Genomic DNA, 19,315 nt, shown 5'->3' on the forward strand with positions numbered 1-19,315 from the left:
ATCGCCCTTTAAAATGTCCCGTTGTAAAAAAGCACTTCCGGTTGCCGGAATACCATTGAGTTCATTGAATGCATTCATAAAGGTTCTGACGCCGGCATCTTGAGCTGCCTTAAATGGTGGCAACAATACATTGTACAAAGTCGAGGTTCCAACATCTACCGTATTGTAATCTCTTCCAGCTTCAGCAAAACCGTAGCCGACAAAATGTTTTGCGCAGGCTGCAATGGTATTCGCCAAAGACAAATCGTCTCCTTGAAAGCCTTCCACACGCGCTTTAGCAATCAACGAAGCCAAATACGGATCTTCTCCTGCGCCTTCCATAACACGTCCCCAACGGGCATCTCGTGAAATATCGACCATGGGTGCAAAAGTCCAGTTGATCCCTGATGCTGAGGCTTCTTCTGCTGCAACTCGCGCGGATAGCTTTATCGCTTCCAAATCCCAACTAGCAGCTTCTGCCAACGGAATGGGGCTGATGGTTTTATAACCATGAATGACATCAAAACCTATAATCAGCGGAATGCCCAAACGCGTTTCTTCAACCGCTATTTTTTGCACCTGTCTAACTTCCTTAACCCCTCTTACATTGAGCATGGAACCTACCCAACCTTTTTTGAGATGTTCGTACTTATTGGCGGCATCGCCATGAGCTGGCGCAGGACCTGTAACGTCCCAAAAGCCGTTGTACTGGTTCATTTGTCCAATCTTTTCTTCCAAGGTCATTTTCGCCAAAAGCGCATTCACTTTCAACGCAATAGAATCTACTTCCTTAGTGAAAACTGTGTTCTGGTCGCTACTGTTAGCGTTGGCTTCTCCAAAAGAAACCAACACTGTCAGCAGACTGCTACTAATCATTATAATTAAAAAGTTCTTCATTTTTATTGGTATACTTTTACATAATCAATTTCTAATGTCGATGCCGTAAAATTAGGATCGATTGCTCCACCAAAATTTCCGCCCATTGCCACATTCAGAATCAAAAAGAAATCTGCATTGAATGGTGTGTCAGCGGTATTTGGAAACTTATGATACACTTGATTGTCAACTAAAAATGTAATGAAATCTGGCGTCCATTCTACACTGTAGTTATGGAATTCAGTTGATGCGGTAGGAACAGTTGTACGTTTTCCAACGCCGTTACCACCGGAATTCCCAGGATAATGTAAGGTAGAATGAATGGTGTTTTGGTCATTCCCGACATGCTCCATGATATCAATTTCGCCACAAGTAGGCCATGAGACCGTGGTGTAATTTTGTCCTAACATCCAAATGGCTGGCCAAGTACCTCCTCCAGAAGGAAGCTTCGCCCTGACTTCTACTCTACCGTAGGTAAATGCAAATATGCCATCCGTTTTTATTCTTGAAGAAATGTATCCTCCATTTTCAGCCTTAGCGGTGATTTTTAAAATACCATCTTCAATCTTGACATTATCAGGACTCTTAGTGTAGGTTTGCGATTCGCTATTGCCCCAACCATTATCGCCTTTGCCAAGATCATAAGTCCACTTTAAAGGATCTGGTGCACCATCTACATCAAAAGTGTCTTCCCATATCAAATCATTATAGATTGTAGTGAACGCTTCGTCCTGCTTAGGTTCTTCTGAGGTAATGATAAACCACCAATTAAAATTGCCATTTCCATCTGCCGTGGTCAAAATCAGTTCATTTGGGACAGATCTATCAAATATTCTGTATTGGTGATTACCGCCGGTATAATACCCGATAAATCCAATCCCAGATAGGGTAATAGTTTCTGATCCACCTGGCGCACTGATTTGCCAGTTTTGAGTATAATCGCTGTAAGGATAGTTGGAGACATCATCTCCATTTACTGTGCCACCACCAGGACCATTTAGCTCGTCTATCAAATTTTTACGACCAAAGACGGTACCGCTTGTATCAGTAACAGGATCGTCATTCGTGTTATTGGTAATGTGGGTAAAAGTGCCATCACTATTAAAAATATAACGATCGTCGTACATGCCTAAGCCAGCTTTTTCTTCTGGTCCAGCGCCATACCATTCGACTGGAATATTTCCACCAACAGGACCAAGTCCAAAGTGACCTGCTTGTTCTGATTTGATGCGCCAAGTTTTACTGCCATCGCCATACAAAAGTTGCAACAAGTCCGCTGGAGGTGAATAGTCCACAAACACCTCTACTTGAATGGCGGTTGATGTAGATATGCCGCCAGTTCCATAGGCAACTACTGCAACTTCATAAGTAAATACTCCAGAATTTGCACTTGTAAATGGAATTGAGGCTATCCCAGTTTGTGATATTTGCTGACTGCCTGGAGTCACAAATTTATAGGTTAAGGCATTATCAGCCTTAGCCATAAATTTAACCACTCCGGTCCCATCACCAAAAGGATTCTCACTATCTACACCAACAATCTCCGAAACTACTTCCAGATTTGTCGGCGCTGTAATAGCTCCTATACTAATATCGTCATCTTGACACCCCACCATCATTGCGGCGGTAGTCATCAGAAAGACATATAAATATTTTAGATTTTTCATACTTCTATTTTTTTATTTCTAATTATGAAAATAAAGATTGTCTATATAAACGGTTGCGCCTGATGACTCAAAGAGCAATTGCGTAATTCCCGAACGATCTGTTGTAAAATCTGATAAAGGTATTTCTACACTCACCCATTTTCCTATGACGACAGTTGATAAGTGTTCTATATCTTCTTTTAAAGGGTCGCCATCACCATGACTGGTATTCACCAATTTTAGTCCCAATGATGAGGCATCTGGAGTCCAATAGTCAAAATGTACATACGTCATAGCAGATACATTTGTTGGGGCGTCATAACTGGTTACGATGCCTGTATAGTTTAACAATTCGTATTTCCATGTCGCATTACCATCAATGGTTACTTCAGTCAATTTAGTTGTTTGAGACCAATTAGGGTTCAGCTCGCTAATGCCAACATTGGTATAAGCATCACTATAAATTGAAATCACATTGGCAGCCGCTAAAGTTGGTGTTGGTGCCGCTGCATCAGGTGCTGTTGGAACTGAAGACTTCTTATAAAAATAGAGGTTGTCAATAAATATAGTTCCTCCACCAGGAGTTCCAACAAGTTTGAATTGGTGAATGTCACTCATGGAAAGTCCTTGACTTGTAAACTCAGACAGCGGAATGTCGTAACTATTCCATTGTCCTGCCACAAGATTCTTCTTAACGAATTTTTCGCCAGTGGTGATACTTATTGGAAAAATATCAAAAGCCAAATTCTCATCTGCCGTCCAAACATCGACATGTAAAAACTCCATCTCAGATGCATCTGCGGAAGCGCCAAACTGAATCCCTTGATAATTTAAATTTCCGTATTGAATAATATGATCGCCATTGATGTCCATTTGATGGTAGGTTGTTGATTGACCCCAATTCGGATAAAAATCTGTTCCCACAATATTATCATAGACATCACTGAATATTGAAATGACATCAGCTGCTGCTCTATTGGGCTGCTTTGGTGCTGCCTGTAGAGGTTGCAGGATTTCGATGACTTCAAACTCTTCTGTATATGAAGCCGTTTCAATAGCCGCGCTGAATGCTGTAACGGTTATCGTATAGGTGCCAGCCTCTTGATAGGTGTGCGTTGTAGTTTCATTATTATTCGACATCACCGGATCACTGCCATCACCAAAATTGACGCTATAGCTCAAGGCGAAATCTGCAGAAGCCGTAACATTGACAGTTTTTGAAATAGCACCATCATTTGCGATGGTCACCATTAAATTTTGAGGTGCCTTAAAAGAAACCACTATAAGTTGGCTAACGACCGTTTTAAGCCCGTTTAATCCATTGGCCGTAATTGTTGCCGTGTAGGTACCTTCTTCATAAGTATGTTGCAAACTTTTTCCAGCTGGCATCACTCCAGAAGGCTCTGAATTATCTCCAAATGCCACGCTAAAACTAACCGCGCCTTCACCTATTGGTGTAATGGTGACTGCTCCAGTGTTATCCTGGCTTACAGTCACTGAAGCTGAGACGTTCGATGGCGGGTCAATATTGTTAACAAAATCTGTATTGACATCATCCTGTGAGCAACCGAAAATTGTCAACAAAATCAGACTTAAACTACATATATATTTTACTGTTTTCATTTCTTTATTTTTTAGTATCCATCATTTTGAGTCAACCCAGAAATATCTATTTCTCGCTGCGGAATTGGAAAAAGTCCTTTTGTTGCCGGATTATAACCTTTACTGCTTAATACACCAGCAGCCTGGCCTGTTCTTACTAAATCGAAAAAACGATCGCCTTCCATACCGAGTTCTAAGCGCCTTTCGTCCCAAATGGCCTGAACGGTTGCAGTGACCCTGTGATTTTGATTACCGAACGCCCTATCACGCACGCGATCTAAATAGATTTGTGCTAACGCTTGATTTGGAGAAGATGCTCTTAAGTTTGCTTCTGCTGCCATTAACAACACTTCTGAATAACGAATGGTACGTTGGTTGTTTTCGTAGTTCAATTCTGGTTGACCACTGGTTTGTCCTTTTCTTGGCAAATACTTTTTATTATAGAACCCTGTGTTTTTGAAAGGTGCCTCTTGATAAGTCACATTTAAACTCGGATTATTTTTAGCGTAAGCTTCCACATTAAAAGTTGTGGCATCCTTTCTTTGATCTCCATCTTCATAGGCTGCTGCCAAGTCTTGAGTAGGTAAGTTTGTACTCCAACCTGAATTATAAGGCATATTTGCGGTCCCATTGAACCCTCTTACACCATTTTGTTGTACGGCAAAATTACCTTGACCTCTGGTAGTACCTCCCCAATTATAATAAGGTTGGCCATTAGAATATTGAACTTCGTACACCGATTCTGGACCATTTTCTCCTTCCAATAAAAAGATGCTATCGAAATTGGACACCAAACTAAACGGACCATCTACAACACTTTGAAGTACTGGGACCGCTTCGTTAAATTTCTCTTGATATAAATACACTTTTCCTAATAAGGCTTGAGCTGCATATTTTGTAATTCGTCCTTTTTGTGATTGAGCCGTTGGCAAAACACTAATGGCATGAATCAAATCTTTTTCCATTTGCGCATACACTTCAGCTTTTGGAGATCTCTGTAACGTGCCAAAATCTGAAAGACCTAATTTATGATCCGTAAACAAAACAACATCGCCAAACATTTTAACTAAATTGAAATAGTAAAAAGCTCTTAAGAAATGAATCTCGCCATACAATGCTTCTTTACCATTAAAATTTACCGTGTTTCCTAAAAGATTTACATCTTTATAGCCTATTAAATAATTGGTTCTATTGACGCCTTCATAAGCAGATACCCATAAATCCTGTAATATGCTATTGTTAGTCAAAATGGTATAATCATCCATTTGTTGATAGGCGATTACGTCGGAAGCATTTTCGCCACCTGCCACAGAATTATCTGAAGAAACGTCTCCAACAACAATCACTTGATTTAACCATTGTGTTGGCGAATAACAACTCACAGCCATGGCCTGATAATCGGCCTCTGATTGCAAATAATCCAACTCGGTGACCTGGTACTCATCATGTGGATCAAACTCAACCACATCCGAACACCCCATAAAGATTGAAAGTATGATGATTAACCCTATACTAATTTTTATATTTTTCATACTAATTTATTTTAGTTGTTAAAATTTAAGGTCTAAACCAATTAAAAATGTTCTTGCTTGTGGATAAGCTCCTCTATCTATGCCTGTATCTAAAATACCTCCAGATATTTCAGGGTCGTAGCCTGTATATTCAGTAAGTGTCAATAGGTTTTTAGCTTGGGCATATATGCGTACTTGACTAAATCCTGTATTTAAGCTTTCTGGTATGGTATAACCTAAAATCAAACTTTTAATTTTGATAAAACTCCCATCTTCCACATAGCGGTCAGAGACCCTGATATTACTGTTCGTATCTGCAAAAGTATATCGTGGATGGGCAGCATTATTAGTTGTTCCTTCGCCAGTCCATCTGTTTAAAATGCTTCTGTCTTTGTTGGTAAACTGCGCATTACGTTCGTAGGCGCGGTAAATATCATTACCTACCGAGGCATACGTAAACATGTTAAAATCGAAGTTTTTATATTCAAACCCTAAATTCCAACCAATATTAAATTTCGGAAACGGATCGCCAATTTTCGTTTTATCTTCATCGTTAATAATGCCATCATTATTAGTATCCACAAAACGAATATCTCCTAATTGCGCTCCTGTTTGTGTCGCATGAGCATCAATTTCGGCTTGGTTTTGAAATAAACCGTTCGTTTTATACCCGTAAAAATAACCCGGTGTAAAGCCCTTTTGGAAACGTGTGGCCAATTGGCTTTGCCCATTAAAATAAGAGCCTCCGGCTATAAATGCCGTACCGTCTTTATTTGTTGCGGTCACTAAATTTTTTGAGGATGTAAAGGTGAATGAGGTATTGAATTTTAATGCTCTAGCAACACTGTTCCTGTACCCTACAGTTAAGTCTATACCTTTACTTTCTGTACTTCCAATATTAGATTTTACAGGCTCTGAAGTACCTGCATATAGTGGAGGTGCATCTGTAAACAATAAGCCTTTGACAGATTTGTTGAAATAATCAACAGTTAAAGATAAATTGTCAAATAAAGTGGCATCAAAACCGAAATTGTATTGTGTCTGTTCTTCCCAACTTAAGAATGGATTACTGAATGAGTTTACAGTTGCTCCAGAAACAAATTCAGTTCCGAAGGTATACCCATTGCTATTTGCTGTTGAATTGTAACTTGGTCCACCAATAGTAATGCTAACATACTGGGGATCTACGTTTTCGTTTCCAACGGTACCATAACTCCCTCTTAATTTCAAGAAATTAATGGCATCATAATTAAAGAAGTCTTCGTTGGTTACTACCCATCCTAAAGATCCGGCATAAAAGTTTGCGAATTTATTATCTGTACCAAAAGCTATTGATCCATCGCGTCGCGCAGAAAATGATGCTAAATACTTACTTTCATAATCGTAATTTATTCGACTAAAGTAAGATAGGTTTCTTCTTTCTAAATTCTGACTGCTATAGCCGGTATAGGCATCCGTATTAAATTTAGTATTGATCCCTGTAGCTGAGCTTATATCTGCCCAAGCCCACGAATTGTCCCTAACATCCTGTCTTGTAGTCCCCATTTCATCACCTGTTGATTGACTTCTGGAGATTCCTAAAACTGCATCAAAATTATGGCTGTCTTTTAAAGTAAAATGATAACTCGCAAAAGTTTCAAATGTATAGTTGAAATTGGAGACTTTCCTTTCAGTAACACTGTTATGAAACGATGGAATGATGCTTGTGGTCCCATCGCCATTATCAACCTCTTGTGTCTTAACAGTACCATCTGAATTGTAATCACTGGACACATTATTAGGTCCATAATAGGCTAAGGGTGAAAAGCTTTTGCTGGCTTGATCCCATTTGGTATAACCCAAACGTGAGGTAACTTTAAGGTTGTCCAATATATCGTATTGCAATTCAAATTTACCATAAAGCTTATCCCCATTATTTTTGTTATAGGTGTCCTTTAAGCTCTGAACCGGATTAAATATTTCAGACAATAACAAGTTACTGTATCCATAAGTAGCAAAATCATTTGGATTTTTATTATATGGAGACACCGTAGGGTCAAAATTTATAGCGTTGCCTAGGATGGAATTAAAGGAATTCTCTGCAATACTTTGATTTTTAATGTTTGCATAACTTGTATTAACTATAAACTTCAATTTAGACGTTAACTGAAAATCAATGTTCGCCGTGAAGTTCAATCTATTAAAATTAGATTTATCACTACCGCCAACAATACCTCCTTGACTCAAATAGCCCGTAGATAAAAAATAACCTACTTTTTCTGAACCACCTCTGGCAGAAAAAGTGTACGAATTTATTTCGGCATCTTTAAAGACTTCATCTTGCCAATCGGTGCCGATTCCTAAAGCAGAAATATCCGGAAAGATTAAATTACCTCCAGACACCACACTACCTTCATTAATGATAGCAGCATATTCTGAAGCATTTAATAATCCGATTTTTCTATCCACAGATTGGAAACCTGTATAAGCATTAAATGAAAATTCTGTCTTCTCATTGTTTCTACCACCTTTAGTGGTCACCACAATAACACCATTTCCACCTTTTACACCATAAATGGCTGTTGAAGCTGCATCTTTTAAAATGTTTATGGATTGAATATCTGCAGAATTTATGGAGTTTAAATCATAGAGGGTCTGAGGTACACCATCAATAATAACGACAGGGTCTGTACCCGTAAACGAAGGAATACCTCGCACTAATACCGTTGGTTTACTTCCTGGTGATCCACTTTGAATAACCGCAACACCTGAGGCATTACCTTGAAGAGCCTCTTCAACTCTTAACGGTTTTAAGTTTTCAATAGTTTCGGATTTTACAGTTGAAATGGCACCAGAAACATCTGTAACTTTTTGCGTACCGTAGCCAATGACTACAATTTCATCCAGGGCTTCTGCGTCTTCTCTTAACAAAATGGTCATAGGTTGATCATTCAAAACCTTTACTTCTTGATTTTGATACCCTACATAAGAGAACACTAAAATTGAATTAATGCCAACAGCATCCATATTGAAGTTACCATCAAAATCTGTCGAAACACCTTTTGAGGTATTCTTAACAATGACATTGACTCCAATAAGAGGTTGGCCACTTGCTAAATCCTTTACATTCCCTTTAACATTAATTGTTTGACCAAATGTTAAGGCTGTAGAAAGGAGAATTAAAAATGAGAGAAATTTTGTTATCATAGTTTAAGACTTTATATGATAAACTTAATTAAATCAACTATCAAAAAGTCAAATATGACCACAACAATGAGCATACACTTCAGAAATTTATTAATTTTTTTAAGATAAATTTATGATTTGTCATATTTGACTGCGATTACCGATGTCATAACAAGTCCGCCACTAAATCGAAATAGTAGTCTATAAAAATGATTTGTTGTGGTAATGTATGGGTAAAAAATAGAGGTGTTGTGGCTTTACAGTTCCAGGATATAATTTGTTAAGCTCGTTTCATGGGTTAAATCCATTTTTTTTCGCAAACGGTACCTTTTGACCTCCACACTTCTCGGGGAAATGTTTAACAGTGGTGCAATTTCCTTAGAAGAAAGATTTAGGCGTAGATATGCGCATAATTTAAGATCGTCTGGCGTAAGTTTTGGATGTTTGGCTTTTACCTTTTTCAAAAAATCTTTGTCGGCATTATTGAAGGCTTCCTGAAAAAACTTCCAATCATCCGTCGTGTTGATGTGTTTATCAATAATCTTGATAACGGGTTTCACGCTCTTTTGATCTTCCTTACCTTTTAATTCTTCTTTAATTTGGTTCAAGAATTCATTCTTTTTGATCAAACTCATGGTAGAGATTGCCAATTCCCTGTTTTTATTTTCGATGTCCTGCTCCAGCTTTTCATTGTGAACCAGCATCAATTGTTGTTCACTCTCCAATTCTTTTAATTCTAAATCCTTCTTGTTCTGTAGCAATAGTTTTTCCTTTTGCTTTCTGTAATAACGTTTGTAGATATAATGCACAATAATCCCCAAACTGATAAAGAGAATCACATATAACACGATCATCACTGTTGAAAGGTACCAAGGTTTCTTTATTTCAAATTGATAGACGGCCTCGGCATTTGACAAATTATTGCCCACTTTTGAACGTACCTTAAAGGTGTATTTTCCATGAGGTAAGTTTTTAAACAACACTGAAGGCTCTGTCGACCACGGACTCCAAACGTCATAATAGCCAATAAGCTTGTATTGGTATTCTGACTCCAAATACTTATTGTACTCAGCGACACTATAATTGAATTGGATATTATTTTGTTCGTTATTAAAGATTGACGCTTCATCCAGCACCACATGAAATGCTTCGCCGTTAATAGCATAATTGGTTATGGAATTAATAGAAACATTATAAGACTTCAAATCGATCTTATTGAGATCAATGAGCATATAGCCCGAAGAGGTGCCAAATAGATAGGTATCATTGGCTAAATAAGCTATGGTTTCATAGCCTACCATTTCCTTTCTTAAGGATTTTGGAAGTGGAATTTTAGTAATTATAGGTCGTTCACTAAACTTTCCAGGCGAAACATAGGTAATATTCTTGTTAGAAAAACTCCATAGTTTATCATGTTGTACATCAGCGATTAATTTGCCCGAAGTGTATTCCCCTTTAGGAAAGATACTGCTCAAAATACTGTCCTTTTTAAAACGATGGTTTTGCCTGTCATAAACAAAAACACCCTCTTCATAAGCATATAAAATTTGATCTAAATAGGTCACTAAACTCGACCCTGCACCCTTCCCAACGGTCGGATCCTTCTTAAAAGATAGAACTTTAGTCCAAGAACTATTAACAGCAATTTCAAACACGCCTTTATATTCATGATTGACAAGAACTTTGAGAGCGTCCACAACGGCAAAATAACGAGAAGAAATATCAAACCCTTCCAGTTTATTCCTAAATGACCACTTTCCATTTTGCTTCTGCAATATATTCAGGCCATTGTAATTCCCCTGAATGATAAGGTTTTGATTATCGGGAAAAGATTGTAAATCCCAGGTTCCGGGAGTTGACGCAATCATTTGCACACGATTATTTTCCACCTCAAAAGTTCCCAAATTATGGCCACAAAAAAGAGTCTCACCAATAATTTTCAAACACCAAACCTGTCCTTTGGTGCCTTCAATAAACTTAAAACGTTGTTTAGAAGCTATCGGTTTATAGAAAAGACCTTGATTAGTACCCAAATACATATTACCGTCAAAAAGTGCAGAGGTGTAAACCGTTCCCAAATCGCCATTTTCGTCATTATAAATGCTTAATGCCGAGGTCATATTGATGCAGTTAATCCCATTGTCAAGCGCCAGCCAGATATTGTTATTATGATCTTCAAATAATGATAATATTGTATTATTAGAAAGGCCATCGGTTTGGTCCATTTTATAAATAAAATCGCCAGAGGCACTTAAATAGACGATCCCATTAGAAATCGTTCCTAACATGAAACCTCCATTTTTCAGTTGAATACTACTATAGACGTTTAAGGCATCAATCACAGGCATTGACGTCAACTTCCATTTGGTAAGTTTTCCATCCTTCCAAATATAGAAACCTTGCTCTTGCGTTTGTATCAAAAGAGCTCCTGCTTGATTGAACATGTTGACAATGGCATTGGTTTTCAAAACAACATCATCAATGATCAATTGGGCTTGTCCGCTTTCTATTTTATAAATGCCATCTTCTAAACTTTGATAATACACCGTATCATCAACTTTGAACATTTTTGTGATGTTATTGTGGGTGTTAATGGTTCTATATGAAGCATCACTGGCATCATAAATATAGATCCTATTGAGCGATTGAAAAAGCACATAATGGTCCATAGCGACGATATTCCAGAACTGCTCATCTTCAATAAGTGGAATGTTCAATTGGTCAGAAATCGAAGTATAATCCAAACTTCCTAAGCTATTTTTCTTCCAATAGCCAAAGTCCATATAACAGCCTGTATAAATAAGATCATCAACAACCTTGACTGAACGCACAATCGACTCGTTAGGCGAAGGATAAAGTTGCCAATTGGCGCCGTTAAATTCTAACAGACCTTTACTATTGGCGACATAAATATAATGGTCATTGGATTGAGAGATGCTCCAGTTTTGGTTTTCTGCACCGTATTCTATGGGTTGAAATGTAGTAATTGGTGGCAACTCCTGGGCATTTAACCAAGTGGAGATACATAGGAGAATATTTAAAATACGGATTTTAAGCCTCACAATCACGAATTACCTGTACAATATATACAATGATTCGATGAATTTCCAAATTTCATAATTCAAAAATCTTTGAACCCTATTAAAATTTGATTGGCGAAGGAATACTTGGTTGTTAGTTTTTCAAATTACCGCAGATTTCCTTAAGATATGAGCATCAGAATCTTGCTCTTTTAAGTGAGAGTATACTGTATGTTTTTTTACCATAGAGCATACAGATAAACGTCAAAACGCAAGGATTTACAAGATGGATTTTAGTTTGGAAAGATGAAAATATACATAGCAGCAACACTAAAGAAGGCCACTCTATGAGGTTTTCCTAATTATTTTTACAGTTTGTACAACCTCTCTTCTATAAAGAGTTTGGTTAAAAAAGTTAAAAACTTCATCCAATTGATCAAACGGAATGGAAGACAGCTCGTGCTTTCCGCCAATCACTTTATGGAAATAAAAGGGCATTTCCAAGGCCGACAATTTATCCACAATGACGGATGATCCATCTAAAATCAGATAGCCTTTTTTCTCTGGTTTACACTTATGATGTGCTGCACTGGCAAAGGGAACTAAGTTATCCGCTGTACCATGAAAAAACACAGATGGTACTGCATTGGCAGGTGTAACATAATCGGCATTAACCATGGCTCCCGCTAGCGAAAAAACGCCAGCAAATTTGACCTGTTCATATTTTTTTAAGTCTTCTATAAAATATTCACGCATATAAACCGCATTGAGCATCCCTTCGGCGCCAGCACTACTTCCTCCTGCGATAATTTTAGTCACATCAGCACCTAACAGCGCCTTATTGTCAAAAATAAATTTGGCCGCATCCATAAAATCAAGGGCTGCACTTTTAAATGTCGATAGTTTTTCGGCTTTTGGAGCATCACAACCAAAACCCGTCAATTGGCCCTTGCGCGTCAGTCGATACGAAATGGAGACACCTAAATAACCTTTCTCCGCCGCAAGTTGCGCCAATTTCACTTCACTCGGATAATTTCTATTCCCTCCAACGAATCCGCCGCCATGCATCCATAACATCACTGGAAGAGAATCAGTCTTCTTGATTTTTTTTGGTGCATAAACGTCCATCTGCAAGGTGTCCATTCCTTTAATCGCATAAGTATAAGTGGTGACTTCTACTTGTGAATAGACGGTCGTTACGAAAAGTAAAAAGCTGTAAAAAATATATTTCCTCATTAGAATCTGTGTCTTAATGGCACGAAAATAGTGGACTTCTATGCAATTCGAGCTAGATTTCTGTAATTTTTTATCTGTGTTTAAAAACAAACCATTGTTCTGTTAATAAAGACTTGAAATTTCTTACTTTTTATCGAATGCTTAGAGATAAACCTTTCAGGTTTTTAAAACCTGAAAGGTTTTTTTAAATTATTATTTCAACTCAAATTCAGCTTTTAAAGTAGCATCCGAATTGGTCCCCACAAACACCTCAAAATCTCCAGGTTCGGCCACAAAATCCAAGTTATAATTATAGAATTTCAAATCTTCCACGGTCAGTTTGAAAGTCACTATTTTGGTCTCCCCTTTTTTGATCTCAACTTTTTGGAAACCTTTTAATTCTCGAACTGGACGTGTTACGGATCCTACCACATCCCTGAGGTATAACTGAATCACTTCCTTTCCATCATAATTCCCAGAATTTGTTACGCTTACTGAGACCTCTATAGTCCCGTCCATAGCCATTTGATTGTTGCTCAGTTTTAAGTTGGAATAATCGAACGTGGTATAGCTCAATCCATATCCGAAAGGAAATAAAGGTTCATTGCGAACATCTAAATAATTGCTTCGGAATTTCTCAAAAGTGCCCTCTTTATTATTCAAAGGACGCCCTGTGTTTTTGTGATTGTAATAAATGGGGATTTGTCCAACATTACGCGGAAACGTCGCGGTTAACTTTCCTGAAGGATTGACATCGCCAAAAAGAACATCAGAAATGGCTAAACCTGCTTCACTGCCAGGAAACCAGACATTCAAAATAGCAGGAACAGTCTCCACCTCTTCTTGAATGGTCAATGGTCGTCCCGTAAACATGACCAAAACCACAGGTTTTCCTGTTTTTAAAAGGGCTTGCAATAAATCCTTTTGTATTTGCGGAATATCAAGATTGGTTCGGCTACTGCTTTCGCCACTCATTTCAGCCGACTCTCCTAAAGCAGCAATAATCACATCCGATTTGGAAGCAATCTCCAATGCTTCCTCCAACATTTGTTGATCTTTACGTCCATCACGTGGAATGTCTTTTCCAAACATGGTTACCCGTTGTTCGTATTCTAAATTCGCATCCAAATTACTGCCTTTGGCATATAAAATCTTAGCCTTATTCCCTACCACAGTTTTCAAACCTTCTAACAACGGATTGGATTTTTCCTGTTTGGTGGCCACACTCCAAGTACCCGCCATATTTACGGCATTGTTGGCCAAAGGTCCGATAAGCGCAATGGTTCCTGATTTTTTTAAGGGCAAGGTTTGTTGGTCATTTTTTAGCAACACCATCGATTCCGCCGATACTTTTCTGGCGAAGTCGCGATGTTCTTTAGTGAAAATTTCCGTTTTGGCTCTTTGGACATCACCATATTTATAGGGATCATCGAACAAGCCTAAATCGTATTTTGCAGTTAGAATGCGCTTCACGGCTCTATCAATCGTTTCCATCGACACTTTGCCTTCCTCATATGATTTTTTCAAGGTGGTTAACAAACCTTCGCCAACCATATCCATATCGATACCGGCATTCAGCGCCATGGCCGAAACCGCTTGTAAATCACCCATCCCATGATCTACCATTTCATTGATGCCTGTATAATCGGTGACCACAAAGCCATCAAAACCCCAATCGGTGCGCAGCAAATCGGTCATCAACCATTTGTTGCCCGTCGCAGGAATCCCATCAATTTCATTAAAAGACGCCATTACGGAACCAACACCGGCATCAATTGCAGCTTTATAGGGCGGTAAATAATCATTATACATGGCGATACGGCTCATATCGACCGTATTATAATCACGTCCGGCTTCGGGAGCGCCATACAATGCAAAATGCTTCACACAGGCCAAAATTGTTTTATTATTGGCCAAGTCGGTGCCTTGATAACCTTTTACCATCGCTATCGCAATCTGGCTTCCCAAGTACGCATCTTCGCCAGAACCTTCTGAAACACGTCCCCATCGGGCATCTCGCGAGATATCGACCATAGGCGAAAACGTCCAGTTGATGCCATCTGCACTAGCCTCAATAGCGGCAATACGAGCTGTTTTCTCAATCATTGCCATATCCCAAGAACTCGATAAGCCCAAAGGAATTGGAAAGGTGGTTTCGTAACCATGGATGACATCCATCCCGAATAACAACGGAATTTTCAATCGGCTCTTTTCCATAGCCACTTTTTGCACGTCTTTGATTTTTTCAACGGTTTTAATGTTGAAAAGCCCACCTACTTTTCCTTCTTCAATTTTTTTGCCGATATCGGAGCTCGTGGCTTGACCTGTTGTGATATCGCCTGCTGAAGGCAAGTTGAGCTGACCCAGTTTTTCATCCAAGGTCATTAGTTTAAGGATTGAATCTACTTTCTGTTCAATCGATTTTTGCGGTTTGACTTGGGTTTGTGCCTGATAGGAATTGCAGGACAGCAAACAGAATGTAAGTGTGCTAAAAAGAACGGCGTTGATAGATGGTAATTTCATTATTTAGAATTTAATTTAGAATTAGAAAATAACCAAGAAATTAATTGAGGCTCCGCAAATGCCGAATCCCAACTATTATGATTGTCTTGGGCGTAAAGAGAAAAACTGGGCTTTCCTCCATATTTTAAAATACCGGAAACCATAGCCACGGATTGTTGCGGGTCAACCACATCATCATTGGCTCCATGGAAAATCCACATAGGAACAGTTTTGGCATAAAATTCTGTAGTTTCAGGGTTTCCTGCACCACAGATGGCGAATGCAGCAGCAAAAACATCAGGTTTTCTGAAAAGGATTTCAAAAGTTCCCATCCCGCCCATAGAGAGTCCGCCAACATAAATCTGATTTTTATCAACATTAGGTTTGGCTAACATTTTCTCCACTAATTGCATCACTAAAGTCATGGATTTTGTGGGTGCACTATCTGACGGAAACTTTAACGACAGTGGCATGGTGCTTCTGTCCACCGTAACATTTGACCAATAATCATTTTCGGGACATTGGGGAAAGATGACAATAGCAGGAAAAGAATCTCTTATTTTATAGAATAATTCGCTGCCATGAGCCAATTGTTTTGTGTTGTCGCTCCCTCTTTCTCCAGCACCATGAAGGAATACCACCAGAGGATATTTTTTGGAGGATTCCAGGCTTTTAGGCCTCATGACGCGGTAGTTTAAAGTATCCTTGCCAGAAATGAATTGTTCTTGAACAAACGCCTCTTGATGTTGCGCCGATAATTTTAAGGCACTCATCAAGAAGAGCGTTACAATCAAGCCTCTTATATTTTTAAAGTGTAATCTCATGTTGTTTAAATTTTAGGCTTCAGATAAAAATTGCTGAATACCTTTACTATTAATAGGTAAATCCAAGTTTATCAAGACCGTTGCGAACATCTTCATTCTGCATGAACAAATTCCACAATAAGCCCGTACGGTAATTTTCAATCATAATAATTTGAGGACCTTGATCGATGGCCAAATAAGCTTCAGCGACCCAAAAATTATATTCCGGACTGAAGGCATCATAAAACCCTGCCTTTCCCCATAATTTATCTTTCTTCTGATAAAAATAATGCAGGGCGCGCAGCGATTCAGCAGGCGTAAAAGCAATTGAACTTATAGCAGCTGTAGGCGAAATGACCCCTTTATCATTCACAGGACTATGAGCCGAATAACCTAATGACCCGTCGGTGTTTCTGGAATAACTTGCGGTCAGACCCCAACAATCCTTTCCATAATCTTTAAAACCTTTGGGGTTTTGAACACAGTAATCGTAATTAATATTAGCATGATTGGTTACTACATCTTTGTAATGGGCATATTGGTCTACCAAATTGTTTGGATTTAGTCCCAGAAATGAATAATGGCTAAAAAACATAGGCCCTCCAAATTGAGGTGATCCTGCATGATTTAAGATCAGCGGCAAACCGTATTGTACATTTGAAGACTCAATATTGCCATTGCCCGCCCAACCTTCATTATAAACATCGGCAGAAATGGAATGATCTGGAGAAGCAGCGGCCAAAACATAAGTTACCAAGCTCTCATTATAACCTTGGATTTTTAAATTCATCGCAAAAGCGTGATTAGGACTCCAATGCCAATACAACACGTTTTGATTTTGGGTGTACCAATCCCATTCCACACCTTTCCAAAGTAAATCTGCTTTGCTGGCCAATGCTACTTCTGTCGGCGAACCGTTTTTAAAATACTCTTTGATACAAATGAGTCCTTGAACCAAAAAAGAAGTTTCTACCAAGTCGCCGCCATTATCCTGATTACTAAATGGGATCACGCTACCGTTCGTACCATTAAGCCAATGTGGCCAGGCACCGTGAAAGCGATTCGCATTTTCTAAAAAGGTCAGTATGGTTTGCAATTTGGCGACCGCTTCAGCTTTGGAGACATATCCTCTTTCAATGCCCACCAAAATCGTCATGAGGCCAAAACCTGTTCCACCTGTCGTGACCACATTTTGGTCTTGAGAAGGATTGCTTGGAATATAACGTTCTCTTGCCGCTTTTGAATCGGACTGTGCATAATCCCAAAAGTATTTGAAGGTTTCACGTTGTACCAAATCCATCATCTCCACATCTGTCAGCGGAGCGATGACGATAGTGCCATCATCAACAGGATCTGGATCAAATGGCTCCGATGGGGAACTTTTGGAACAGGTAAAAGTTACAAATGCTATAATAAGTAGACTATATATATTTTTCATCGAAATTTTTTTTCATTCCCGCGAAGGCGGGAATCTTATTCTATACTGTCAAGGTAAATATCTTTTTTAACCACTATTATTTATGACACGAATCTCACTAATCATATCTCATATCTGAGTCTTGCTCAATCAAGATTTGTAAATGATTCTTCGAAAATAATTACACAAATGGCTGGATATAAAGCTATTGTCATTTTGTTTTCTTAACTTTTAATTTAATTCGCATAAGTGAAACCAAGTTTATCCAATCCGCGTTTGACATCTTCATTTTGCATGAACAAATTCCAAAGCATTCCGGATCGATAGTTTTCAATCATAATTGTAATTGGGCCTTGATCAATTGCCAAATACCGTGGCACAAACCAATTGTCTTCCAGACTAAAAGCATCATAAGGGCCATACTTGCCAATCAAGGAATCTTGTTCGGTGTATAAGTAATGGAGCATTTTCATACTTTCATTCGGTGTATAGGGAAATGAGGCTAAAGCTGCTGTAGGTGTAATCACGCCCAAATCATTTCCTGGTCTGTGGGCATCATAACCATTTACTGAATAACTTGACGACATTCCCCATAAACTATCGCCATAACCCTTAAAGTTTTTCGGATTTTCCACGGCATAGGCATGATGGATTTTAGCTTGATTTTGCACCAATTGCCAATAATCTGCATACTGATCTTTCAAGCCTTTAGGGTTTAATCCCAAATAGGAATAATGTGCCCAAAACATTGGCCCAATATCAGCATCTTCATTTTCATAATAATTTAATACTAAAGGGATATCGTACAAAGAATCTTTAGAAATTATTTTACCATTCAAAGCCCAGCCCTGATCATAAACTTCTTTTGAAATAGGATGGGTTGGCGAGGCAGCCGCAAGGACATACATGATTAAACATTCATTATAGCCTCCAATTGGGAAATTCATATCCCAATTATCGGTTGGCGACCAATGCCAATACAGTACATTTTCGCCTTTGGTGTACCAATCCCACTCTACGCCTCTCCAAAGTTGGTCTATTTTATGGGCGAGCTGTTTTTCTTGGGCATTACCATTTTTAAAATATTCTTTTACGGTCAACATCCCCTGAATCAAAAATGCGGTCTCCACCAAATCCCCACCGGTATCTTTCTTGCTAAATGGCACCACTTTTCCCGTTTCGCCATTGAGCCAATGGGGCCAAGCACCATGGAAACGATCTGCTTTTTCAAGAAAGTCTACCATTTTTTCAAATCGGCTTAAGGCTTCTTCCCGTGTAACATAACCTCTTTTAATACCCACTAAAAGGGCCATCATTCCAAATCCCGAGCCACCAGTCGTGACCGTGTTTTTAGGACTGGTGGGATAGACATCATCCATATGGAGACGCTCCCTTGCCAGCCCAGAATGAGGTTCAGCACCTTCCCAAAAATAATTAAAGGTTTGTTTTTGAATGGTGTCCAACAAAGGATCATCCGGATTTATTGCGGTAGACTTACTTTCAGATATCTTATTTTCCTGTTTTTTATCATTGGAATTGCAACTTAAAAAAAGCAATAAAAAAGGAATCCAAAGTGTCA

The 19,315-nt window shown here is 38.7% G+C and carries 11 protein-coding genes; all 11 read right to left on the reverse strand.

Annotated elements, in window-relative coordinates:
- Positions 1–876 (reverse strand): glycoside hydrolase family 3 protein (locus ACOH2D_RS17255; RefSeq protein ID WP_449536024.1); only part of this gene is annotated, 876 nt, incomplete at its 3' end.
- Between the two features lie 2 nt (positions 877–878).
- Positions 879–2,522, reverse strand: coding sequence for a glycoside hydrolase family 16 protein (locus ACOH2D_RS17260; RefSeq protein ID WP_449536025.1), 1,644 nt, complete (start codon positions 2,520–2,522; stop codon positions 879–881).
- An 18-nt stretch (positions 2,523–2,540) separates the two neighbouring features.
- On the reverse strand, positions 2,541–4,124 hold the full coding sequence (locus ACOH2D_RS17265; RefSeq protein ID WP_449536026.1) for a PKD domain-containing protein: 1,584 nt from the start codon (positions 4,122–4,124) through the stop codon (positions 2,541–2,543).
- An 11-nt stretch (positions 4,125–4,135) separates the two neighbouring features.
- Positions 4,136–5,635 (reverse strand): RagB/SusD family nutrient uptake outer membrane protein, encoded by a 1,500-nt coding sequence (locus ACOH2D_RS17270; RefSeq protein WP_449536027.1) that lies wholly within the window; start codon positions 5,633–5,635, stop codon positions 4,136–4,138.
- 18 nt (positions 5,636–5,653) lie between these two features.
- Positions 5,654–8,800 carry a SusC/RagA family TonB-linked outer membrane protein gene (locus ACOH2D_RS17275; RefSeq protein ID WP_449536028.1) on the reverse strand — a complete coding sequence of 1,049 codons (3,147 nt, stop codon included), beginning with the start codon at positions 8,798–8,800 and terminating at the stop codon, positions 5,654–5,656.
- Positions 8,801–9,036: 236 nt separating this feature from the next.
- Positions 9,037–11,841, reverse strand: a complete 2,805-nt coding sequence (locus ACOH2D_RS17280) for a helix-turn-helix and ligand-binding sensor domain-containing protein (RefSeq protein WP_449536029.1) — start codon at positions 11,839–11,841, stop codon at positions 9,037–9,039.
- A 303-nt stretch (positions 11,842–12,144) separates the two neighbouring features.
- Entirely contained in the window at positions 12,145–13,035 is an 891-nt protein-coding gene (locus ACOH2D_RS17285) for an alpha/beta hydrolase (RefSeq protein ID WP_348034910.1), read from the reverse strand.
- 192 nt (positions 13,036–13,227) lie between these two features.
- Positions 13,228–15,537: a beta-glucosidase BglX gene (gene bglX, locus ACOH2D_RS17290; RefSeq protein WP_348034911.1), complete on the reverse strand. Its 2,310-nt coding sequence runs from the start codon at positions 15,535–15,537 to the stop codon at positions 13,228–13,230.
- Positions 15,537–16,340 (reverse strand): carboxylesterase family protein, encoded by an 804-nt coding sequence (locus tag ACOH2D_RS17295; RefSeq protein WP_449536030.1) that lies wholly within the window; start codon positions 16,338–16,340, stop codon positions 15,537–15,539. Before ACOH2D_RS17295 ends, bglX begins: the two co-directional genes overlap by 1 nt.
- Positions 16,341–16,389: 49 nt before the next feature.
- Positions 16,390–17,757, reverse strand: a complete 1,368-nt coding sequence (locus tag ACOH2D_RS17300) for a glucoamylase family protein (protein ID WP_348034913.1) — start codon at positions 17,755–17,757, stop codon at positions 16,390–16,392.
- A 215-nt stretch (positions 17,758–17,972) separates the two neighbouring features.
- On the reverse strand, positions 17,973–19,304 hold the full coding sequence (locus tag ACOH2D_RS17305; protein WP_449536031.1) for a glucoamylase family protein: 1,332 nt from the start codon (positions 19,302–19,304) through the stop codon (positions 17,973–17,975).
- Positions 19,305–19,315: the final 11 nt, after the last annotated feature.

It is taken from the genome of Gelidibacter sp., assembly GCF_053579655.1.